The organism is Nocardiopsis sp. NPDC007018 (assembly GCF_040635075.1).
Lineage (GTDB): Bacteria > Actinomycetota > Actinomycetes > Streptosporangiales > Streptosporangiaceae > Nocardiopsis.
The window spans coordinates 82,980-104,286 of the sequence record NZ_JBEYHA010000016.1 but is presented as its reverse complement, the minus strand read 5'-3'; the positions used below and the strand labels follow the sequence as shown (position 1 = coordinate 104,286).

Below are 21,307 nucleotides of genomic sequence, written 5' to 3'. Positions count from 1 at the left end.
CGGGTCGGTTTCCCCCCGGCATCCCCCTGAGCAACACGAACGAGAGGATTCGGCCCGTGTCCACGAACGAAACCACCTACGACTACGTCATCGTCGGCGGAGGCACCGCGGGGTCGGTGATCGCCAACCGCCTCACCGAGGACCCCGGCACCACCGTCTGCGTCATCGAGGGCGGGCCGGACGACCGCGACCTGGAGCACGTGCTCCGGCTCCGCGACTGGCTGAGCGTCCTCGACAGCGACCTCGACTACGGGTACACCACCACCGAACAACCCCGGGGCAACTCGCACATCCTGCACTCACGCGCGCGGGTCCTCGGCGGCTGTTCCTCGCACAACACGCTGATCAGCTTCCGGCCGTTCGCCGAGGACCTCGACGACTGGGTGGCGGCCGGTGCCGAGGGCTGGGACAACGCCACCGTGCAGTCCTACGCCGACCGCATCAAGTGCAACATCATCCCCATCGCGGAGAAGGACCGGAACGCGATGGTCAAGGACTGGGTGTCCTCCGCCTCCGAGGCGGCCGACGTCCCGGTCATCGAGGACTTCAACGCCCTGACCTCCCACGGTGACGGATTCTCCGGGGGCGCCGGGTTCCTGTCCATCGCCTACGACCCCTACACGGGTTACCGCTCCTCGGCCTCCGTGGCCTACCTGCACCCGATCATGGACGTGCGGACCAACCTCACCGTGCTCCTGGAGACCTGGGTCGGCCGCGTGCTGTTCGACGGCGACCGCGCCACCGGGGTCAGCGCCACCACCAAGGACGGCGAGCGGATCACCGTCCGCGCCCGTCAGGAGGTCATCGTGGCCGCCGGGGCCGTCGACAGCCCCCGCCTGCTCATGCTGTCGGGTGTGGGCGACGCCGAGGAGCTGGCCGCGATCGGCATCGAGAGCAGCCACCACCTGCCCGGCGTGGGCGAGAACCTCCAGGACCACCCCGAGTCGATCATCATGTGGGAGACCACCAGGAGGGTCCCCGAGAACACCGTGATGGACTCCGACGCGGCCCTGTTCGTGCGGCGCGAGGACGGCGACGACCCCCGCCCGGACCTGATGTTCCACATCTACCAGATCCCCTTCGACGACAACACGAAGCGGCTCGGCTACGACTCGCCCGAGGACGGCTACGCGGTCTGCATGACCCCGAACATCCCGCGTTCGCGCTCGCGCGGCAAGCTCTACCTCACCAGCAGCGACCCGGCCGCCCAGCCCGCCCTCGACTTCCGGTACTTCACCGACCCCGACGGGTACGACGAGCGCACCATCGTGGACGGGCTGAAGATCGCCCGCGACGTCGCCGCCACCGAGCCGTTCCGCTCCTGGATCAAGCGCGAGGTCGCCCCCGGCCCGCAGGTCCGGACCGACGAGGAGCTGTCCGAGTACGGGCGCCGCGCCGCGCACACCGTCTACCACCCGGCGGGCACCTGCAAGATGGGCGCCGCCGACGACGACACCGCCGTCGTCGACCCCCGCCTGCGGGTGCGCGGCCTGCGCGGTCTGCGGATCGCCGACGCCTCGGTCTTCCCGACCCTGCCCACCCCCAACCCGATGGTGATGGTGCTCGCCCTGGGCGAGCGCGCCGCCGACCTCATCCGAGAGGATCGGGCCGCCGCCGAGGGGGAGGCCCGATGAGCGCCCCGGCCGCCGAAACGGCCCCCGCGACCGGCCCCACCGACGTCACCTTCTCCGTCCGCAACCTGTGGAAGGTGTTCGGGAAGAACGCCGACTCCATCGTGGGCACCGACCTCGAACGGGCCGACCGCGACCTCATCAAGGAGCGCACCGGCTGCACCGTGGCGGTGCGCGACGTCAGCTTCGACGTCCGCCCCGGTGAGATCTTCGTGGTCATGGGCCTGTCCGGGTCCGGCAAGTCCACCCTGATCCGCTGCCTGACCCGCCTGATCGAACCCACCGCCGGGTCCGTCCTGCTCGACGGCGAGGACATCGAGAACGCCACCGAACAGCGGCTGCGCGAGCTGCGCAGGCACAAGATGGCCATGGTCTTCCAGCACTTCGGGCTCCTGCCCAACCGGAGGATCATCGACAACGTCGCCTACGGGCTGGAGGTGCGCGGGATGCCGCGCGCCGAACGCTACGAGCGGGCCATGGAGATGATCGACATGGTCGGGCTCTCCGGCTACGAGAGGTCCCGCCCCGGCGAACTCTCCGGCGGCATGCAGCAGCGCGTCGGACTGGCCCGCGCCCTGGCCGTCGACCCGCAGGTCCTGCTGTTCGACGAGCCCTTCAGCGCGCTCGACCCGTTGATCCGCCGCGACATGCAGAACGAGGTCGTACGGCTCCAGCGCGAACTGAACAAGACCGCCGTGTTCATCACCCACGACCTCCAGGAGGCGCTCAAGCTGGGCGACCGCATCGCCATCATGCGTGACGGCGAACTCGTCCAGGTGGGCACCCCGGAGGAGGTCGTGGGCCGCCCGGCCAACGCCTACGTCGCCGACTTCACCTCCGACGTCGCCCGCACCACCGTGCTCACCGCCCGGTGGCTGGTCCGCGACGCCTACCCCGACGAGCGCACCGACGGCCCCACCACCGAACCCGGCACCGTCCTGGCCGAGGTCCTGCCCATGCTCGCCGCCAGCACCGCCCCGGTCCGGGTCGTGGAGGGCGACACGCTCCTCGGCTACGTGGGCCGCGACGACGTGCTTCGCGCCATCGCCGAGGACCAGCTGGACGACGCCGACCAGGTGGCGGCGATCGAGGAGGAGACGGTGGAGGAGATCTCCGACGAGGCCACCGACCACGCCTCCCCGAAGCCGACCGGGGACGGTGGGTGACATGGCCGCGGTGACCGAAACCGCCGGGGCCACGGGCACCGGCGCGGGAGGACCGGCAGACCCGGGAGACACCGGAGGCCTCGTACGCAGCACGTGGTTCCAGGCGCTGGTCGCGGTCGCGGTGCTGGTCGCGGGCTACTGGGTGAACCGGGCGCTGGGCCACCCGGCCTGGGCCGGGGCTTTCCCGACCGGGATCGGCGACGCGTTCATGGCGTGGCTCGACGGGGTCTACGCGTGGATCGTCGCCAACCGCAACGACAGCCCGCTGTTCCTCTACTTCTTCAACTACATATCCGTGGGGCTCGGATCGGCCGTGGTGCTGATCAACCAGCTCCTGAACGGGCTCACCTGGCTCGGCGTGACCGTCATCGGCGTCGTCGCCTCCTGGCGGGTCGCCGGGTGGCGGGTGGCGCTGCTGGTCCTGGCCACGTTCGGCGTGTTCGCGCTCACGGGGCTGTGGAACGAGTCGATGACGACCCTGTCGCTCATCATCACCTCGGTGTTCATCGCCCTGCTGTTCGGCATCCCGCTCGGCGTCCTCGCCGGGCGCAGCGCCGGGTTCTACCGGGCCGTCCGCCCGGTGCTGGACTTCATGCAGATCATGCCGGCCTTCGCGTACCTGCTGCCGTTCGTGCTGCTGTTCGGCATCGGTAACGCGTCGGCCGCCGTCGTGACGGCCGTCTACGCCCTCCCGCCGGTCGTGCGCATCACCGCGCTGGGCATCCGCGAGGTGAACAAGGGCGCCGTCGAGGCGACCACCTCGCTGGGCTCCACCCCGTGGCAGATCCTCACCAAGGTGCAGCTTCCGCTGGCCAAGCGCACGATCCTGCTCGGCGTCAACCAGACCATCATGCTGGCCGTGTCGATGGTCGTGATCGCCTCGGTGATCGGCGCGGGCGGTCTCGGCGACGCCATCTACCAGGCCCTGACCAAGATCAACGTCGGCCAGGCGTTCCAGGCGGGCCTGGCGATCGTCATGCTCGCGATCGCGATGGACCGGGTCACCGGCGCCGTCGGCCACGGAGCGCACACGCCCCGGGTTCCGGAGCGGTACCGGATGCCGCTCCTGGGCGGGATGCTCGCCCTGGCGGTCGGCGCGGCCGCCGTGGGCCGCCTCTTCGGCCTGGGCGGCTGGCCGCGCGACCTGTCGGTCCGCGTCGACATCCCGGTCAACGCCGTGGACCGGGCCATCGAGTCGGCGATCGGCCCGGCCGCCGCCGCCCTGGGCTCCTGGACACAGATCTGGGTCCTCGGGCCTCTGAACACCCTGCTCACCGGTTCGCCCTGGTGGTTGGTGGTGCTGGTGGCCGCCGCGCTCGGCCTGATCTTCGCGGGGTGGCGGGTCGCTGTGGTCTCCGCGTTGTCGTTCCTCGCCATCGGCCTGCTCGGGGTGTGGGACAACGCGATGGTCACCCTGTCCCAGGTGCTGGTGGCCACGGTCGTCACCATCGCACTGGGCGTGGTCGTCGGCGTGCTGATGTCGCGCGGTGACGTGTTCGCGGCGCTGCTGCGGCCGGTGCTCGACTTCATGCAGACCCTGCCGCCCTTCGTGTACCTGATCCCCGCGGTGGCACTGCTCGGCCTGGGGCCCGTCCCCGCCCTCGCCGCCGCGGTGATCTTCGCCCTGCCACCCGTGATCAGGCTCGTCAACGACGGTATCCGGGGTGTCCCGGACGGCACGCTGGAGGCCGCGGTGTCGCAGGGGTCCACCAAGTGGCAGCTGCTCACCAAGGTGGAGCTGCCCATGGCGCGGGGCTCCCTGCTGCTGGCGGTCAACCAGGGCATCATCCTGGTGCTCTCGATGGTGGTCATGGGCGCGCTGGTGGGCGCCGGAGCGCTCGGCAACGACGTGGTGCTCGGACTGGCGCAGAACGAGCTCGGGCTGGGTCTGGCCTCGGGTCTGGCGATCGTGTTCCTGGGTCTGTTCCTGGACCGGGTGACGCAGGGAAGGAGGGCACCCCGTGCCTAGGTTGACGACGAGGGGCGCCCTGCTCCGGCTGCTCGCCGCCGGGCTGGCCCTGGTGATGGTGAGCTCCTGCGCGGTGCGCACCGACCAGATCGCCCGCGACCCCAACACCGTGCGCATCGCGGTGAACGGGTGGGTGGGCTACGAGGCCAGCGCCGAGGTGCTGGCGAACATCCTGCGTGAGGAGATGGGCTACGAGGTCCAGCTCGTGCGCGTGGACGAACAGCCCTCCTGGCAGGCGCTCGACCAGGGCGTCATGGACGTCATCGTGGAGAACTGGGGCCACGAGGACCTGTTCGAGCTCTACGGGCCGGACGGTAACGGCACCGCCGTGGACGGCGGCCCCAACGGCAACGAGGGGGTCATCGGCTGGTACGTCCCCGCCTACCTGGCGGAGGAGGTTCCCGAGATCACCACCCTGGAGGGGCTCAAGGCCAACACCGACCTGTTCCGGACCGCCCAGACCGGCGACAGGGGCGAGTTCCTCGCGGGTGCTCCGGGGTTCGTCAGCCAGGACCAGGGCATGATCAACGCCTTCGGCCTGGACCTGGAGATCGTCTACGCCGGTTCGGAGGCCGCGCAGATCACCGAGGTGCGGCGCCGCTACGCCAACGAGGAGCCGGTGCTCTTCTACTTCTACGATCCGCAGTGGTTCCAGGAGGAGGTCGACCTGGTCAAGGTCGACTTCCCCGACTACCACGAGGGCTGTGACGCCAACCTGGACGACGTGCCCTGCGACTACCCGGTCTACGACCTGAACAAGATCTTCCGGGCCGGTTTCGTGGAGGAGGACGACTACGCGTACCGCTTCCTGGACAACTGGAAGTGGACCAACTCCCAGCAGAACGAGGTCGCGCAGATGATCGCCGACCAGGGGATCTCGCCGCCCGAGGCCGCGGAGATCTGGGTCGACGAGAACCGTGACGTCTGGGAGCCGTGGCTCCCGGAGGGTCACGAGAACCGGTAGCGGCGCGGTGTGGTGGGGGCGGGTCCGGAAGGGCCCGCCCCACTGTGTGTCCGGGGTCGCGGTGACTGGCACGTGAGCGGAGGCCGGGGGTGACCCTTCGCGCGAATGGTGCTACCAGGGTGCTACCTTTCGCGTACTCTGGTCGCATGTCCGCTGAGAAGCTGTCCGTTTCCCTGGAGACCGAGACCCTGGAGCGCGCCCGGCGCGCGGCCGCCCGGGAGGGGGTGCCGCTCTCCAGATGGCTGAACAGGGCCGCGCGCAGAGCAGCGGACCTGGAGGAGGGGTCGATAGCCCTCGAAGAGCACTTCGCCGAACACGGGGAACCTACGGCCGAGGCCGAGGCTGAGGCTGAGCGGGTCACCGAACGGACCGGTGTCGGTCGCCCGATCCCCATGGACAGGGCACGGGCGAACCAGGCCGCGTTGGCCCGCCTCGACCACCTCGACGAAGCGAGTGACCAGTGAAGGTACTGCGGCCCCAGGGGTTCGTCCTGGACGCGGGCGCGCTCCGTGAGGCCGAGGCCAACCCCCGAGGGGTGGTGTGGTCCCTGTGCCGCAGGGAGAACCAGGCTGGCCGCCAACCCCTGCTCCCGTCCGCCGTGCTGGCCCAGATCTGGCGTGGAGGAGCCCGTCAGGCCGCGATCGCCCGCGTGGTCAAGGTGACCGAGACCGTCGAACTCGACGAGCGCATGGCACGCAGGATCGGCAAGCTCCTGGGCATGTCCGGGACCACCGACGTCGTGGACGCCATGGTGGCCCTCGTGGCGATGGAAGCGGGTGCCGCGGTGGTCACGTCGGACCCGGTGGACCTCGCGAAGCTGGTGGATTCCGTCCAGGGGGACGTGCCCTTGGTGACGGTCTGAGTAGGGGGGTCCGGAAGGGCCCGCCCCCACCGTGTGTCGGGGGTCGCGGGTCGACCCCCGGCCAACGACGTCAGCCGCGGACACCGTCGACGCCGGGACCGGCCCCGAAGGTCTCACCGCTCGGCGCGGTCGCTCACCGGACGGGGCGCTCGTAGTGGAGGCGGCGGCTCACCCAGTAGACGTTCACGCACGTCGCGACGAACCCGACCCCCAGGACGACCACCAGCCAGGCCAGGTGGGTTATCACGATGGCCGCGATCGTTCCCAACAGCATGACCACGGCGCCGAACACCGCCAGGACCAGGCGGAACCCCAGTGCGCTCGCCGGGCGGTCGTGGGTGCCCAGCGCCCCCTTCAACCTGCCGCGTCTGGCACGTTCCATGTCGTAGACACCTCCCTGTGAACAGTCCTACCCCGCCCCCCGGCGTCCTACGGTCCGGGGTACGCGAAAGGCGGTTCGCCAGTGGTCAAGTCTCCCGACACCCCAACGCCCTCGAGGTCGAGACGGTCAGAGGTCGAGACGGTCAGAGGTCGCGGTGGGCCTCGCGGCGGTGCGCCACGCTCAACACGAGCACGAGCAGCTCACCGTCACGGATCGCGTACACGATCCGGTAGTCACCCACTCGGACCCGCCAGGAATCACTCCCGCCCTTGGGCGGGATGCTCCCGGCCGGGCGAGGATCGGCCGCCAGCTCGTGAATCTTGCGGGCGATTCACAACCGCACCGGCTTGTCGAGCTTGCCGAGCCGCTTGTCGCCTGTTCAGAGAAGGAAACGGTGTAGAACTCGCTCACTGGCCCAGCTCGTCCGCGCTCAGACCGATCCGGCGCATGACCTCGTCGAAGGGCACGGTCGTGGACCGCCCGGCATCGATGTCGGCCAGACGTTCGGCGGCGATGGGAGCGTCGCGTTCGTCCAACAGCTCCTCGTAGTGCTCGACCATGTCGGCCGGGACGATCGCTGCGGCTCGCTGGTGGCGACGGCCACGGGTGACGAAGGTGACCTCCCCGCCGTAGACAGCGCGGTTGACCCGATCGGAGAAGTGATTGCGGGCCTCGGTCACGGACAGCTCGTGCGCATCGCTGGTATCAGTACCCATGGCTCCCATCGTGCCCATTTGAACGCCAACATGGCGTAGTTGGTGTTCTTGGCGCGAATGCTCAATCCAGTGCGGCGGCCCAGGGGCCGACACCCACACGCCCGTGCATCCCTCACGAGGCCAGGACAACGCTGGTGTGTCAGTGACGCACCCGCTACCGTCACCCCACTCCGAACGCGTACACGAGCGCCCGCTGGCCCGTGTATGTCCTGCTTTGTTGAGCTGGGTCCATCCCCGCGTGCGCGGGGAGCAGCCTCTGGCACGAAACCCAGCCGGAGGACGTGGAGGGTCCATCCCCGCGTGCGCGGGGAGCAGCCTCTGGCACGAAACCCAGCCGGAGGACGTGGAGGGTCCATCCCCGCGTGCGCGGGGAGCAGGATTGCCGCTCGCGGGTCCGGGGGCGGGATCATCACCGGGCTCATCGACTGGAGGTCCATCCCCGCGTGCGCGGGGAGCAGCTGATCTGCCACGAGTGCGGCCAGGAGTGGCAGGGTCCATCCCCGCGTGCGCGGGGAGTAGACTCTTCGACCTGGTAACTTACCAGCGGCAAGTGGCCGTTTTTCCAACTTCTCGGAATACGGACACTGGAAACATACGGACAGCAATCTCCATAGGGCTCAGCGTTTCCCGAATCTGCGTCGGTTGGATGTCTTGCTTCGGACGGACCGGGACTCCTTGGGACCGTACATCAGGACCGACCTTCCCAGCGTGCCGATTTCACCACTGGTCAGCGTTCGGCCGCCCCACCGACAGCTGGTCGCGGACCTCAACTGCGACGACGGACGCTACACACAGCGCATGGACCCGTCCCAGAACGTGCGTGGGGCCCGGCGCATACCGGGCCCCGCTTGTGGTTGTCGGGTTAGATCGGGATGCCGATGTCGGGGGCCAGGCTCGCTCCGAGGGTTTCCATGGCGGTCTGTCCGAGGAGGAGAACGGCTCCGAGCGCGGTGGCGGGCCAACCCCACCAGCGGCGGGGTGCCCGGTGGCGGCCCCGGGTGCGTGCGGCGGGCTGTGGTTCTGTCTCGGGTTCAGCCCGAGCGTGAGCGGCGGCCTGTCGGGCTTCGCGGGCCTTCTGTTCGCGGTGTTGACGGGCGACCTTGACCCAGTGCGGCACCGGGCCATGTTGGAGCATGTAGGCCACTCGGGGGTTGCCGTGCATCTGGCGCAGCAGGCGTTCCTGGCGTTCCTCGTGGGTCTCCTCCCAGGGCATCTCCGATCGAGGCGCCTCTGCTCGGGGTGCCTGTGTCTGGGGTTCCTTCGGCGGAATCGGGAGGGCCCGGAGCGGACGCCCGGCCGGTCGGGTGAAGCGGTGGCCTCGCGGTGCGGTCAGAACCGACCGCACCTGAGCGCTGACCTGCTCCGTCATCGGGTGCCCCCAGCGGTGGCCAAGGTCGGGAGGGTGAACTCGGCCCAGATGACGGTGCCCAGCCCTTCGCAGAAGGGGAAGTCGAGCACCGGCCGGAACCCCCACCGGGTGGCGAGGTGGCCGACCATGAGCAGGCCACGGCCGCGTTCGGCCTGCTCCCAGTCCTTGCGGGTGCGCCTGCGCGGAACCCTCGGGAGGGAGTCGACGATGGTGTCCGTCCTGGTGCCGTCGTCGATGATGGACACCCTCACCAGGCCCGGGACCGGTGCTTCCAGCGTCCGGACCACCCTGCCTTCGGGGTCTTGGCCGGAGCGGGAGTGCTCGCAGGCGTTGGCGAACATCTCGCTGGCGCACAGCACCATCTCCTCCCGCACCTCGCCCGGAATCCCAGTCATGCGGTTGAGGTCAGTGTCCAGGTCGGTGCGGACCCGGCTGGTGTGGGAGAGCTTCCCGGGATAGACCCGGCACTCCCACCGCAACGCGGGCTCGGGCGGGGCGACCGTGTGGTTAAGGGCGCGGGTGTGCGGCACAATGGCCATGTCGGCAATCTCTTCTCTTCAACGGGGTTGGTGTTGTCGGCCTGCTCTGGGGGTGTTTGCGCACCCGCCAGAGCTTTTTCGTGAACGCCTTGGTCAGGCTTCAGGCGGCGGTCGGGGGTTCCGGGGCGTCGTTGTGGTCCGCGCGGTGGCGGTGGGAGAGCAGCCGGGACCCCGGGACCGGCCTGTTGCCGGGAATCCGGGTGGGTGCGGGATAGTCGTGCACAGCCTGGTCAATGAGCGCCATGGCCCGTTCGGCGTCGCCTTCGTCTCCGGCGATTCGCAACGCCTCCAGCACGAGAGGCATGCGGTTGCGCAGGGTGTGGTTGTGCCACACGTCCACCTGCGCGGGAGTCAAGTGTGCGGGTGCGGTGAGGGCGTCTCCTGCGCAGGAGAGCAGGTCCCTGGTGTCGATGTCCAACATCAGCACTCCACCTCGTTCTTGAGGAAGTTCTCGGTGTTCCCGGCGCTTCCGGAGCCCTCGGGGTCCTTGAGGTCGTCGATGTCGATGTGACTCCACGGGTTCGTGGTCAGGTCGTAGGCCAGGAAGAACCACACCTGCCGGAACTTCGGGTCCCCGTTGTCACCCCACCGGTCCGCAAGAGCATCGATCAGCGCCAACCCCCGACCCGTCGCAGTGCCCGCCTCGATCTCCTCAAACGTGGCGGCGGTGAAGTTGCCCTTCTCCTGAGGCAGACGGCTGCCCTGGTCACGGCAGATCAACGTCATCCCCTTAGCACCCCGATCCACCGTCAACGTGTACGTACTGCCCCGCTCGCTCGACCGTGAGTGGGCGATCGCGTTGTTCGCCAACTCGCTGCCCAGGAGGGTGAACAGGAACTGGAACTCCTCACACCGCTCCGCTGCGCTGGTGTCCAGGAACGCCCGGACCAGAGGCATCAGGCCGGGGAGTCCGGCGAAGGAGTACTGGCGCTTGCGGTAGGGGGGTCCGACGGTGCGGGAGAAGTAGTGCGAGTGAAAGGGCTTGATGAAACTCGCCACCGGAGCCACCACCTCACGGCGAGCCAACTCGGGCGAGAACGGCGGAGCGGGCCTCACGAGGTCACCTCCAGGCGTCGCAACCCGGCCAGGACGGCCAAGAGCACGTCGAGGTCGGGGCGGTCTGCGGGGTGGCGCGGAGCCGGTACGGGGCCGACCGCGACCCACTCCACACCGGCGTGCATCACGGAGTAGACGGGGCGGGCGTCGAGGGTGGGACCGAGGTAGTGCACGGGCCGGTGGTGCCGGGCCGCCAGATCCCGGAGCGCGGAGAGGCTTGGGGCTTCCCTGATGTCGCAGACCCTCACGCCGCCGCCCCCCGGGCCCGCGCGGCCGCCCCCGTGGGGCGGCGCCTCGGCAGAGGCGGAGGCGACTCGCTGGAACTCGGGGCCCGCCCCCGCGAGGCCCCGAGTTCCAGCAGGACGCCGCATCCCCGGGACTGGTCGACGCGCGCAACCGCCGCGCGTCGCTGGCGAGCGCAGTTGAGTTCGTCGAGCACGTAGTGCCGGGCCACAGCAACCGGGCCGAGGTCGGGCCCGTGCGCCGGAGCGCTCAGCGCGGGGAGCGCGGGGCGGAGCTGGCGGCGGTATGGGGCCGGGGCCGCGTAGGGCCGCGCCCGGTGAGCGCGACGCCTCCCAGCCAGCTCGAACAGCACCAATGGGGATGATTCCAGCGCAGAGTGCAACATAAGGGATGCCCTTAATCTGTCGATAAGAATCGAACAACTCAGGTGAAGTCCATGATGCCTGGGTCGACCCGCCCACTCAAGAGAAAATTAGGGATTCCCTGAAAAATATCGGTCTAGGATGGCCGCATGCGTTCCCCTACGTACAGCCCCACAGTCAGGCGCCGCCGACTAGGAATGCAGCTCAGACGCATGCGGGAGGCGTCCGGGCTTACCGTGGCCGAGGCGTCCGACCAGTCGAAGATCCCCCGGACGACCCTCGGGAAGATCGAGACGGCTGAGACTCAGAAGGTCCAAGCTGGCCACCTGGCCCGCCTGGTCGATCTCTACAAGGTCCCCCACGACGAAGCGGAGGCGCTGCGCCAGCTCGCCCGCGACGCGGGTGAAAAAGGCTGGTGGTGGCGGTATAGGGATATTTTCGGTCACGGCGCGCTACCTGATTTCGAGGCGGAAGCGTCGGTGATCCGCACCTACGAGTCACTGACCATCCCTGGGCTACTCCAGACACCGCAGTACACGGAAGCGATCTTTCGAGGCGGCCCCTTGACCACGGTGGAGAACATCGACCGGCAAGTCGAGGCCAGGATGAGGCGACGGGAGATCCTGCATCGCCACGACGACCCGCCGACTCTGTGGGCTGTGATCGACGAAGCTGCCCTTCGTCGCCCCATCGGAGGGTGGGAGGTGATGGCGGATCAGCTTGACTACCTGGCTCGGATCGGCCAGAACGCCAACATTCACATTCAGACGATCCCGTACACAGCAGGGGCGTACAGCGGGATCGGGGCGCCGTTCACGGTTTTGGAGTTCCCGGAACCACTCGACCCCACCATTGTGTATACGGACTCGATGAGCGGCGGGCAGTTCGAGGAGGACCCCCAGGACGTCGAGCGGTACACGGCGACCTTCGCGCACATCCAGGGGGCGGCTGCAAGTACCGTCGAGAGCGCGACGGTCATCGAGCGCATCAGAGAAGAAAGCACCACATCAAATGAACTTCACACCTGAGTTCCGCAAGTCCAGCTACAGCAACCAGTCGCAGAACTGCGTGGAGGTCGCCGACCTACCCGGTGAGCACCTGGTCCGTGACACCCAGAACCGGGATCTCGGCACGTTGGGGTTCGCCGGGCCCGAGTGGTCCGCTGTCCTCGGCGCCATCCGCGCCGACCAGTAGACCTCTGGGAAGCAAACAGGCCCTCCGCTCTGACCGGGGGGCCTGTGGCACCTGAACGCTCTGTTACAGAGCGTCCTCCGGCGTACGAGCACAGCGCTCCTCGCGAAGCGTCACCTTCGGCTCCTGGGGACGTTTTCCTCTAAGCACTGGTCCCGTTTTCGGGAAGGACTCTGTATGCGTCAGCCTGTGCCCCCACCCCCTGCGGAGGTCCCACCCATGCATCCCCACACCACCGAACTCACCTTCCGCAAGTCCAGCTACAGCAGTGCGTCCCAGAACTGCGTGGAGGTCGCCGACCTCCCCAACGGTGCCGCCGCCGTTCGTGACACCCAGAACCGGGACCTCGGCGCGCTGGGGTTCGCCGGTCCGGAGTGGGCCGCCGCCCTCGGCGCCATCCGCGCCGACCAGTAAGACTCAAGGACGTGGTGGGCGCCTGTCGCACCTGAGTGCTCGCAGTGGAACATCCGGTGCGAGTCCACCCCGAACTGACTGCGCTTCGTTACACACGACCATGGAGGGACACCGCAGTGCTGGAACGGAACGGGCCAGCGGAGGGACGCCCCCTGGTGGACACGGTCGCCGGATCGATCATGGCCAACCTCAAGGAGCTACGACCGGGTTCGGCCGCTGGTAGCTAGGTACGCGTTCTGTTCGCCTTCGATCCCTGGCGGTCGGCGATCCTCCTCGTGGCCGGTGACAAGTCCGGACACTGGAGAAGGTGGTATCGCGTGGCTGTTCCCGAGGCGGAGCGCCTCTACGGGAAGTATCTGAAGGAACGTGAGGGGAGGCCGACTGATGGGTGACTATCTGAGCTGGCGGGACAGCGGGCACCTGGAACGGGCGGTGGCCGGGGCGGGCGGGGACGAGGCCTTCGAGGAGGGTGTGGCCCGCCTGCGGGACCGGGCGCAGGCCTGGCGCCTGGTGGAGATGCGCAAGCACCGGGGGATGAGCCAGTCCCAGGTGGCCGAACGGATGGGGGTGTCGGTCGCCAGGGTCTCGCAGATCGAGTCCGGCGACGTCTCCACGCGCGACGTCCTCGACCGCTACGTCTCGGCTCTCGGCGGAACGCTGATGATCATCGCGGACTTCGGGGACGAGCAGCTCAAGGTCGGCTGAGCCGTGGTCCGGTCGCCCGGAGAACGCGAAGGTGGACGCCCACGGGAGCTCCGTCGGGCGTTCCCGCCTCCGACCGGCCACAGCGGTGCCCCGCACGAGAATGGGCAGAGGCTGGTGTGCGGAGCCCCCGGAAACGAAAGGAGGCGCCCCCGGCGGGGCGCCTCCTCACACGCGTCGTCGACTACACGCCGTCCATCAGGGCGGGCAGCGTCCGCTCGTAGGTGGACCGCAGCTCGTCCAGGCCGATCTCCAGCACGCCGCCCGGGTGGCTCACCGACAGGCTGTCGCCGCCGACCGTGCCGATCTGGGCGACGGGCACGCCGTGCTGGTCGGCCAGGGCCACGAAGGCCTCCTCCTGGCCGGGCCGCACCGCGACGATCGCGCGGGCGGCGGACTCGCTGAACAGCGACGTGAAGGCGTCGCCGTCCACCTCCACCCGCAGGCCCCGGCGCCCGCGCAGGGCCGCCTCGGCCAGGGCGACGGCCAGGCCGCCGTCCGACAGGTCGTGCGCCGCCACGGCGAGGCCCCGCTCGGCGGAGGAGGCCAGCACCTCGGCGAGGGAGGCCTCGGCGGGCAGGTCGACCTGGGGCGGCAGTCCGCCCAGGTGCCCGTGGACGGTGTCGGCCCAGGCGGAGCCGCCGAACTCGGCGCGGGTCTCGCCCAGCAGGAACACGCGGGAGCCGTCGGTGTCGAAGCCCGAGCGCAGGCGGGTGTTGACGTCGTCGATCACGCCGAGCACACCGATCACCGGGGTCGGGTTGATCGCGACGTCGCCGGTCTGGTTGTAGAAGCTGACGTTGCCGCCGGTCACCGGGGTGCCGAGCTGTTGGCAGGCGTCGGCCAGCCCGCGGGTGGTCTCCGCGAACTGCCACATGACCCCGGAGTCCTCCGGCGAACCGAAGTTGAGGCAGTTGGTGACGGCGAGCGGCCGCGCGCCGGTGGCCGCGACGTTGCGGAACGCCTCGGCGTACGCCAGCTGGGTACCCGTGTACGGGTCCAGGCGGGTGAACCGGCCGTTGCCGTCGGTGGCCAGCGCCACACCCCGGTCGGAGTCGTCGGCGATCCGGATCATGCCGGAGTCGTGCGGGGTGGACACGACCGTGTCGCCGCGCACGTAGCTGTCGTACTGCTGGGTGACCCAGGTGGGGTCGCACACGCCGGGGGCGCCCAGGACCCTCAGGAGCTGCTCGCGCAGTTCGGCGTCGCCCTCGGGGCGGGGCAGCTTCGCGGCGTCGTCGGCCTGGAGGGCGTCCTGGCTGTCGGGGCGGGCGTAGGGGCGCTGGTAGACCGGGCCCTCGTCGGAGGCGGTCCGGGGCGGCATGTCCACCACGGTCTCGCCGTGCCAGGTCATCACCAGGCGTCCGCCGCGCTCGGCCTCCTCGGCAGTGACGTCGGTGACCTCGCCGATCTCGGTGGCGACGATGCCCCACTTGTCGCAGACCGCGAGGAAGTCGTCCATCTTGGCGGGCTCGACGATCGCCATCATGCGCTCCTGCGACTCACTCATGAGGATCTCCTCGGGAGTGAGCCGGTGGTCGCGCAGCGGGACCCGGTCCAGCTGGATGTTCATGCCGCCGGTGCCGCCCGCGGCCAGCTCGGTGGTGGCGCAGGAGACGCCCGCCGCGCCGAGGTCCTGGATGCCCACCACCATGTCCTGGGCGTACAGCTCCAGGCTGCACTCGATGAGCAGCTTTTCCATGAACGGGTCGCCGACCTGCACGCTGGGCCGCTTGGCGTGCGACTCGTCGTCGAAGGTGGCGCTGGCCAGCACCGAGGCGCCGCCGATCCCGTCGGGGCCGGTGGTGGAACCGAACAGGACCACCTTGTTGCCGGGGCCGGGGGCCTGAGCCAGCTTGATGTCCTCGTGCTTCATCACACCCACGCACAGGGCGTTGACCAGCGGGTTGCCGATGTACCCGGCGCCGAAGCCGATCTCGCCGCCGATGTTGGGCAGACCCAGGCAGTTGCCGTAGAACGAGATGCCCGAGACCACTCCGGGCAGCACGCGCTTGGTGTCGTCGGCGTCGGCGGGGCCGAAGCGCAGCGCGTCCATCACGGCGACCGGACGGGCGCCCATGGTGAGGATGTCGCGGACGATGCCGCCCACACCCGTGGCCGCCCCCTGGTGCGGCTCGACGTAGGAGGGGTGGTTGTGCGACTCGATCTTGAACGTGACCGCCCGTCCGTCGCCGACGTCCACCACACCCGCGTTCTCGCCCATGCCGACCAGCAGAGCGTCGTTCTCGGGGGCCTTCTCCCCGAACTGCCGCAGGTGCACCTTGGACGACTTGTAGGAGCAGTGCTCGCTCCACATCACCGAGTAGATGGCCAGCTCGGCGGAGGTGGGTCGGCGGCCCAGGATCTCGCGGACCCGCTCGTACTCGTCCTTGGCCATGCCCAGTTCGGCGTACGGCTGGGGTGTGTCCGGGCTGTCGGTCGCCGTGGCGACGGTGTCGAGGCCGGGTGCTTCAGACATGCGGTGGTTCCGTTCGGGTGTCGCGGATTGCGCGGAGAGGGTGGAGGCCGAGCCTTGGCTGTGTCCGCCGCCCGGCACCGGGTCAGTCTGCGGACGGGCTCGCGTTGCCGAGCATGAGCACCGGCACGGCGTCGGAGTCGTCGGCGGTGGAGTCGGCCACCAGGGTCGTCTCGTCGGTGAGGACGGTGTCCACGAGCGGGACGTCGTCGGAGGACTCGGTCCCCGGCGGGAGCACCGGGTTCCAGCCGTGGTCGGTCAGGTGCTCGTACACGGCCCGGACGGCCTCCCGGGGGTCTCCGTCGAGCTCCTCGCCGTCCTCACCGCCGATCGTGACGAGGCGGAAGCACTGCCCCTGGGCGCACTGCGCCTCGTCCTCGTCGACGTAGGTGAACCCGGGGGGCGGACTGCCGAGCGCGTCGACGTCCGGAGGGGGCTGGGCGCCCTGCTGCCCGGGGCCGGGCTGCCCCTGCGCCCCCTGGCCGTTACCGGGGGAGACGACGGGGGGCGAGTTGAACGACTGGAAGAGGCCGATGGCCCCGGAGACCACGAGGCCGACCACGACCAGGCCCACCAGTACGTACAGCAGCTTCCGCGAGCGCAGCAGCGCCATCATCGCGAGGATGTCCCCCTGTCGGGTGCGTCGGTTCGGTGCGGGTCAGGCCCGGGCCGGAGCGGCCAGGTGACCGAGGATGGAGGTGAAGAAGCCCAGTCCCTCGGTGGAGGGTCCGGTGAGCGCCTCCACGGCGTGCTCGGGGTGCGGCATCAGCCCGACCACGTTGCCGTGCTCGTTGGTGACGCCCGCGATGTCGCGCCGCGAGCCGTTGGGGTTGTCCCCGACGTAGCGGGCGATGACCCGGCCCTCGGACTCCAGCTGGTCGAGGGTCTCCTCGTCGGCGACGTAACTGCCCTCGCCGCTCTTGAGGACGACCAGGATTTCCTGGCCCTCGTCGTAGCCGTTGGTCCACGCGGTCCGGGTGTTCTCCATCCGCAGGACCTGGTCGCGGTTGACGAACCGCAGCGAGGAGTTGCGGGTGAGGGCACCGGGGAGCAGGTGGCTCTCGCACAGGATCTGGAAGCCGTTGCAGATGCCCAGGACCGGCAGTGCGCCCGAACGCGCGGCCGGGACCAGTTCGGACATCAGCGGGGCGAACCGGGCGATGGCGCCGCAGCGGAGGTAGTCCCCGTAGGAGAAGCCGCCGGGCAGGACCACCGCGTCGACCCCCTTGAGGTCGCTGTCCGCGTGCCAGAGCGCGACGGGTTCGGCACCCGCCAGGGAGACCGCGCGAGCGGCGTCCTTGTCGTCAAGGGAGCCTGGGAAGGTGACGACGCCCACACGGGCTGTCATGAGCACACTCCGAGTTGGTTGTTCGACGGGGAGGAGTCGGCGGACGGCCCGTCGCCGGGACCGGAAGGCAGCCTGGCGACGCGAGCGCGGAGGATTCCACGGAAAGCGCGCCCTACTCCCGCAGCGTACCCGCTCACCTGTGCTCGGGTACGACCCTCACCCCCTTCGAGGGGGTGGCGACTGTGTGATCCTCCCAAGGAAGGCCCGTACGGGAGGGGTGCGGGTGTGCGACTCGACAGGTCGCGAGGCGTACGTCACTGGCGACCTGCGGCACGGAGGCGGGGCGGTCCGCGCTCCGGCGGCCGTGCCCTACAGCAGCACGAACCGCGGCGAGGAGCTTCCCCGCTCCGCGTCCGTCCGGTGGGCCGGGTCGCAGGTGGTCACCCGTTTACGCAGCGTCACGGTGGTGTGGGGTTCGATGTCCAGCCCCACCTCGTCCATGAGGTACCGCATCAGTGAGATGCCCCTGCCCGATTCCGACGTCAGACCCGGGAGGGGCGTGTGTTCCGAGGTGAACCTGCGCACGAGCGCCTCGGTGTCGGGCGCCCGCCCCGTCTGTGAGACGCGCAGCTCGCACCAGTGCGAGGCGAGGTCGACCCCCACCTCGTAGTCGGGGGAGGTCTCCCCGTGTTCGACGGCGTTGGAACAGGCCTCGGAGGCGGCCAGGAGCAGGTCGTCGACGCACTCGGCGCACAGGCCCGATCGGCGGAGCAGCGCGCCGAGGACGTCGCGTACGACGGCGACCGTGTACGCCTGCCTGGGGAGGGAGATCGAGAAAGCGGTGTCCATCCGTGCACCTCTCGTGCTCCGTGTCGGTGATCGGCTCGGCACGTCAGGAACCCTTCCCGGAGCCGCTCCGGGTAAAACGAACGGCCGCGCCCCCAAGGGGACGCGACCGAACATTCAGGACACTTCCGACACTCATGGAACCCAGGGAGCGGTGGGTACCGACCGATTTCGGCCCGGGTGACGTTCCCGCAGGTGAACGCGGGTGACCCATGGGTGTCTCGGGCGGTCCGGTGCTCCCCGGTGGTGCCGGTGGGTGCGGTCACCCGGGTGATCCGGTGGCCCGCGGTGACGCTGGGGCCGCTTCCGGCCAGCCCGGTGTGAGCACGACCCGACGGGCGCGAGCACGACCCGGCGCCGGTTCCGGGGGTCGGGATCAGGCGGGACGGACCTCGAAGTCCTCGATCACGGTGTTGGCGAGCAGGGTCTCGGCCAGGCGCCGGACGTCGGCGAGCTTGGCCTCGTCCACCTCGCCCTCGACCTCGACCTCGAAGCGCTTGCCCTGGCGGACCTGTCCGATCCCCTCGAATCCGAGGCGGGGGCAGGCACCGGCGATGGCCTGGCCCTGCGGGTCCAGGATCTCGGGCTTGAGCATGACGTCAACCACGACGCGGGCCACAGGTCCTCCACAGGAAAAATGGGTATGCCACTGGTCCGCCGTTCTGTCGGGCGCCTCGTTCGGACGCGCCTGGCGGGCGTCGCCAGCGTATGACACCCGGAGGCGGGCGCGCGTCCTGGCCAGGTGCCACGCGGGGCCTTTGCCCCGCCCTTGCCGGGGCGGGGGACGGATTGGAGGCTCCCGTGACCCGTATCACCACAATTGATGTCATCATTGGGAGCGTGTGGCGGCGTCTTACAGGGTGGAAGTGATCGTTCGGTCGTCCCGAGGGGGAATCTTGACGACTCTCGAAAAGGATCAGATCTCCACGACCGGTGGGGCCCGTGACGAGGCGCAGACACTGGACTTCGCCACCGAGGTGACACCGTTCGCCGACCAGCTGTACCCGACGGCCCTGCGGATGACCCGCAATCCGGCCGACGCCGAGGACCTGGTCCAGGAGACCTTCGCCAAGGCCTTCGCGAATTTTCACCAGTTCCGTGCCGGAACCAATCTGCGAGCCTGGCTTTACCGCATCCTGACCAACACCTTTATCAACAGCTATCGCAAGAAGCAGCGGGAACCGCGCCAGGAGACCACGGACGAGATCAAGGACTGGCAGCTGGCCGCGGCCGAGGCGCACACCTCGTCCGGAATGCGCTCGGCCGAGACCGAGGTCCTGGACCACCTGCCCGACTCCGACATCAAGCAGGCCCTGGCCCGCCTTCCGGAGGAGTTCCAGGAGGTCATCTACCTCGTGGACATCGAGGGCTACGCCTACAAGGAGGTCGCCGCACGCATGGGCACGCCTTTGGGCACCGTGATGTCCCGGCTGCACCGGGCGCGCCGCCAGCTCCGCGAGATGCTCGCCGACTACGGCCGTGAGCGCGGAATGCGCGTACCCGCTCCCGCCGCGTCCGAGTAACCGGCCGGAGCCCGCGACCGACCGGCCGCGACCGTGGCCGGAACCGGTGCGCCGAAACGCCCCGCGCCGGAGCCCGGAGCGCGCTCCGCGACATCGGAGACGGCTCTGGAAAAGGGTGCGGATAGGCTCCCGGAGAAGCGACGGTACGCTCCCGGAGAACAACCGCGAACGCACCGGAAAACCGCGTGGAATGGCACCGAAGCGCCGTGCCCCAACGGCCCGTGGCGCGAGGGAATGGACGGGCCCGCGCGGCCCGCGGCCCGAGTTCGGCCCACGCGCGCCGACGCCACGGAAAACGCGCCGGAAACCCCCTGGGGAGGCGCCGGCGCATTCTCCGTCTTCGCGAACGGACGGGACTTTCTCGGACTCAGGAATCGTGGTCCGGCAGACGCCCGCCGCGGCCGTCCGCGCTCCCCGACGGAGCCGGTCCGCCCGGTCCCCAGGCGCCCGAGCCCGGCGCCCCGCCTCCCGCGCCCGCTGCCTGAACGCCGTCCCCCGGCGTACCGTGGCCCGCCTCCGCACCTGCTTTCGCACCCGAGGTCGACCCGCCGTACTCCGCCGGTGTGAGCGCGGGCCCGGTCCCCCGGGTGCGGAACCACACCACCGCCGTGATGGCGACGAGCAGCACGCACGGCACCAGCATGGCGACCGATCCGGCGCCCGCCGACCGGTCGAAGCCCTCCGCGAAGTCGCTGCGCAGGACGACGCTGAGCAGGAAGGCGATCGTGTTGTTCACCGCGTGGATGACCACCGCGACCTCCAGGCCGCCCGTGCGCCAGGTGATCAGGCTCAGGGTGACGCCCATCGTGAAGTAGTAGACGTTGAGCCACGGGTCGAGCGCCAGGTGCGCCGTCATGAACAGCAGGCTCGACACGACCGCGCCCAGCACCAGCGCGGTGCGCGGCCCCCGGCCCCAGCTCGCGGCCACTCGGAACGCCAGACCCCGGAACCCGTACTCCTCGCCCGCCGACTGGAGCGGCGCCAGCAGCACCGTGAGGGCGAAGATCGCGACGAGGTCCCGGAACGGCCAGTCCGCCTCCGGCATCGGGGCGAGCGCGGTGAACACGGCCATGTAGACCGTCCAGATCGGCAGGATCACCAGGAGCGCGCGGCCGAAGACCTCCATGCGGAAGGCCGACAGCACGGAGTGCAGTGAGGCGCCGCGCACCCCGTACAGCCACCGCTGGATGAGCATGCTCCACGGCAGGAGCAGGACGAGGCCGCCCAGGGTGCTGGCGTGCAGCACGGGCGTGTACTCGTCGCCGCCGAGCATGATGGTGTCGCGGCCCAGCATGAGGTCGACGAACAGCCCGACGAACGCGAAACCGAAGGTGAAGACCAGCATCCCGCCCATGAGGAGCGCGAGCGCGGCGATCCCGCGCCACACCTGCCGCCGGTCCGTGGCGAGCACCTGGTGGTACTCGCGTCCCGGGGGAACCGGGCGCGGACCGCGTCGGCGCGGTGCGGGGGCGCCCGGAGGCGGGGCCGTCCCGTGGGGGACCGCCCCCGGGGACGCGGCGGTGAACGGGCCGGGGGCGGAGGGGGCCGGATGTGCGTGGGCGGGGTGCGCTGGTGCGTGGTCGTCGTCGCGGTGCATGGTTCGAATCT

Annotated in this window: 26 protein-coding genes; 12 read left to right on the top strand and 14 right to left on the bottom strand. The window is 69.8% G+C overall.

The window, feature by feature from the left end:
* The first annotated feature begins 56 nt into the window (after positions 1-56).
* The 6 genes from ABZ635_RS11750 to ABZ635_RS11725 all read left to right on the top strand — a co-directional run bounded on the left by ABZ635_RS11750 (position 57) and on the right by ABZ635_RS11725 (position 6,592).
* Positions 57-1,634 (top strand): GMC oxidoreductase, encoded by a 1,578-nt coding sequence (locus tag ABZ635_RS11750; RefSeq protein WP_357762748.1) that lies wholly within the window; start codon positions 57-59, stop codon positions 1,632-1,634.
* Positions 1,631-2,797: a glycine betaine/L-proline ABC transporter ATP-binding protein gene (locus ABZ635_RS11745; protein ID WP_357762745.1), complete on the top strand. Its 1,167-nt coding sequence runs from the start codon at positions 1,631-1,633 to the stop codon at positions 2,795-2,797. The genes ABZ635_RS11750 and ABZ635_RS11745 overlap by 4 nt, the downstream gene beginning before the upstream one ends.
* A gap of 1 nt (position 2,798) precedes the next feature.
* On the top strand, positions 2,799-4,766 hold the full coding sequence (locus ABZ635_RS11740) for an ABC transporter permease subunit (protein WP_357762742.1): 1,968 nt from the start codon (positions 2,799-2,801) through the stop codon (positions 4,764-4,766).
* Entirely contained in the window at positions 4,759-5,730 is a 972-nt protein-coding gene (locus ABZ635_RS11735) for a glycine betaine ABC transporter substrate-binding protein (protein WP_357762739.1), read from the top strand. The genes ABZ635_RS11740 and ABZ635_RS11735 overlap by 8 nt, the downstream gene beginning before the upstream one ends.
* 146 nt (positions 5,731-5,876) lie before the next feature.
* Positions 5,877-6,194, top strand: coding sequence for a hypothetical protein (locus ABZ635_RS11730; RefSeq protein WP_357762736.1), 318 nt, complete (start codon positions 5,877-5,879; stop codon positions 6,192-6,194).
* A complete protein-coding gene (locus tag ABZ635_RS11725) occupies positions 6,191-6,592 on the top strand; it encodes a hypothetical protein (RefSeq protein ID WP_357762733.1) in 402 nt (133 codons plus the stop codon). The genes ABZ635_RS11730 and ABZ635_RS11725 overlap by 4 nt, the downstream gene beginning before the upstream one ends.
* A gap of 133 nt (positions 6,593-6,725) precedes the next feature.
* Here ABZ635_RS11725 and ABZ635_RS11720 read toward each other — a convergent pair whose 3' ends face one another.
* The 8 genes from ABZ635_RS11720 to ABZ635_RS11685 form a co-directional block, all read right to left on the bottom strand.
* The gene (locus ABZ635_RS11720) at positions 6,726-6,974 is read right to left on the bottom strand and encodes a hypothetical protein (protein ID WP_357762730.1); all 249 of its coding nucleotides are present in this window, start codon (positions 6,972-6,974) and stop codon (positions 6,726-6,728) included.
* Between the two features lie 142 nt (positions 6,975-7,116).
* Positions 7,117-7,254 carry a type II toxin-antitoxin system RelE/ParE family toxin gene (locus ABZ635_RS11715; protein WP_357762837.1) on the bottom strand — a complete coding sequence of 46 codons (138 nt, stop codon included), beginning with the start codon at positions 7,252-7,254 and terminating at the stop codon, positions 7,117-7,119.
* A gap of 127 nt (positions 7,255-7,381) precedes the next feature.
* Positions 7,382-7,690, bottom strand: coding sequence for a type II toxin-antitoxin system prevent-host-death family antitoxin (locus ABZ635_RS11710; RefSeq protein ID WP_357762727.1), 309 nt, complete (start codon positions 7,688-7,690; stop codon positions 7,382-7,384).
* Between the two features lie 862 nt (positions 7,691-8,552).
* Positions 8,553-8,903 carry a hypothetical protein gene (locus ABZ635_RS11705; RefSeq protein WP_357762724.1) on the bottom strand — a complete coding sequence of 117 codons (351 nt, stop codon included), beginning with the start codon at positions 8,901-8,903 and terminating at the stop codon, positions 8,553-8,555.
* 152 nt (positions 8,904-9,055) lie between these two features.
* Positions 9,056-9,598 carry an ATP-binding protein gene (locus ABZ635_RS11700; protein ID WP_357762721.1) on the bottom strand — a complete coding sequence of 181 codons (543 nt, stop codon included), beginning with the start codon at positions 9,596-9,598 and terminating at the stop codon, positions 9,056-9,058.
* Positions 9,599-9,698: 100 nt separating this feature from the next.
* Positions 9,699-10,019, bottom strand: a complete 321-nt coding sequence (locus tag ABZ635_RS11695) for a hypothetical protein (protein WP_357762719.1) — start codon at positions 10,017-10,019, stop codon at positions 9,699-9,701.
* Positions 10,019-10,597: an ATP-binding protein gene (locus tag ABZ635_RS11690; protein WP_357762716.1), complete on the bottom strand. Its 579-nt coding sequence runs from the start codon at positions 10,595-10,597 to the stop codon at positions 10,019-10,021. Before ABZ635_RS11690 ends, ABZ635_RS11695 begins: the two co-directional genes overlap by 1 nt.
* Before the next feature lie 53 nt (positions 10,598-10,650).
* On the bottom strand, positions 10,651-10,902 hold the full coding sequence (locus ABZ635_RS11685; RefSeq protein WP_357762713.1) for a hypothetical protein: 252 nt from the start codon (positions 10,900-10,902) through the stop codon (positions 10,651-10,653).
* A gap of 506 nt (positions 10,903-11,408) precedes the next feature.
* Here ABZ635_RS11685 and ABZ635_RS11680 point away from each other — a divergent pair.
* From ABZ635_RS11680 to ABZ635_RS11660, 5 genes are all read left to right on the top strand, one after another.
* Positions 11,409-12,287, top strand: coding sequence for a helix-turn-helix transcriptional regulator (locus ABZ635_RS11680; RefSeq protein ID WP_357762710.1), 879 nt, complete (start codon positions 11,409-11,411; stop codon positions 12,285-12,287).
* Positions 12,271-12,453 carry a DUF397 domain-containing protein gene (locus ABZ635_RS11675; RefSeq protein WP_357762707.1) on the top strand — a complete coding sequence of 61 codons (183 nt, stop codon included), beginning with the start codon at positions 12,271-12,273 and terminating at the stop codon, positions 12,451-12,453. The genes ABZ635_RS11680 and ABZ635_RS11675 overlap by 17 nt, the downstream gene beginning before the upstream one ends.
* 216 nt (positions 12,454-12,669) lie before the next feature.
* On the top strand, positions 12,670-12,864 hold the full coding sequence (locus tag ABZ635_RS11670; protein WP_357762704.1) for a DUF397 domain-containing protein: 195 nt from the start codon (positions 12,670-12,672) through the stop codon (positions 12,862-12,864).
* Between the two features lie 236 nt (positions 12,865-13,100).
* Positions 13,101-13,256 (top strand): hypothetical protein, encoded by a 156-nt coding sequence (locus ABZ635_RS11665; protein ID WP_357762834.1) that lies wholly within the window; start codon positions 13,101-13,103, stop codon positions 13,254-13,256.
* The gene (locus ABZ635_RS11660; protein WP_357762701.1) at positions 13,249-13,569 is read left to right on the top strand and encodes a helix-turn-helix transcriptional regulator; all 321 of its coding nucleotides are present in this window, start codon (positions 13,249-13,251) and stop codon (positions 13,567-13,569) included. Before ABZ635_RS11665 ends, ABZ635_RS11660 begins: the two co-directional genes overlap by 8 nt.
* A 181-nt stretch (positions 13,570-13,750) precedes the next feature.
* Here ABZ635_RS11660 and purL read toward each other — a convergent pair whose 3' ends face one another.
* From purL to purS, 5 genes are all read right to left on the bottom strand, one after another.
* Positions 13,751-16,045 carry a phosphoribosylformylglycinamidine synthase subunit PurL gene (gene purL, locus ABZ635_RS11655; RefSeq protein WP_357762698.1) on the bottom strand — a complete coding sequence of 765 codons (2,295 nt, stop codon included), beginning with the start codon at positions 16,043-16,045 and terminating at the stop codon, positions 13,751-13,753.
* Between the two features lie 82 nt (positions 16,046-16,127).
* Complete coding sequence (locus tag ABZ635_RS11650) at positions 16,128-16,658, bottom strand: hypothetical protein (protein ID WP_357762695.1); 531 nt, start codon at positions 16,656-16,658, stop codon at positions 16,128-16,130.
* A gap of 42 nt (positions 16,659-16,700) precedes the next feature.
* A complete protein-coding gene (gene purQ, locus ABZ635_RS11645) occupies positions 16,701-17,390 on the bottom strand; it encodes a phosphoribosylformylglycinamidine synthase subunit PurQ (RefSeq protein WP_357762692.1) in 690 nt (229 codons plus the stop codon).
* A gap of 309 nt (positions 17,391-17,699) precedes the next feature.
* Positions 17,700-18,179, bottom strand: coding sequence for an ATP-binding protein (locus tag ABZ635_RS11640; protein ID WP_357762689.1), 480 nt, complete (start codon positions 18,177-18,179; stop codon positions 17,700-17,702).
* A 373-nt stretch (positions 18,180-18,552) separates the two neighbouring features.
* Positions 18,553-18,795, bottom strand: coding sequence for a phosphoribosylformylglycinamidine synthase subunit PurS (gene purS / locus ABZ635_RS11635; RefSeq protein WP_357762686.1), 243 nt, complete (start codon positions 18,793-18,795; stop codon positions 18,553-18,555).
* A 277-nt stretch (positions 18,796-19,072) separates the two neighbouring features.
* Here purS and ABZ635_RS11630 point away from each other — a divergent pair, with 277 nt between their 5' ends.
* Positions 19,073-19,699 carry a sigma-70 family RNA polymerase sigma factor gene (locus ABZ635_RS11630; RefSeq protein ID WP_357762683.1) on the top strand — a complete coding sequence of 209 codons (627 nt, stop codon included), beginning with the start codon at positions 19,073-19,075 and terminating at the stop codon, positions 19,697-19,699.
* Positions 19,700-20,066: 367 nt separating this feature from the next.
* Here the strand turns inward: ABZ635_RS11630 and ABZ635_RS11625 are convergent, their stop codons facing one another.
* Positions 20,067-21,296, bottom strand: coding sequence for a type II CAAX endopeptidase family protein (locus tag ABZ635_RS11625; RefSeq protein WP_357762680.1), 1,230 nt, complete (start codon positions 21,294-21,296; stop codon positions 20,067-20,069).
* Positions 21,297-21,307 lie beyond the last annotated feature (11 nt).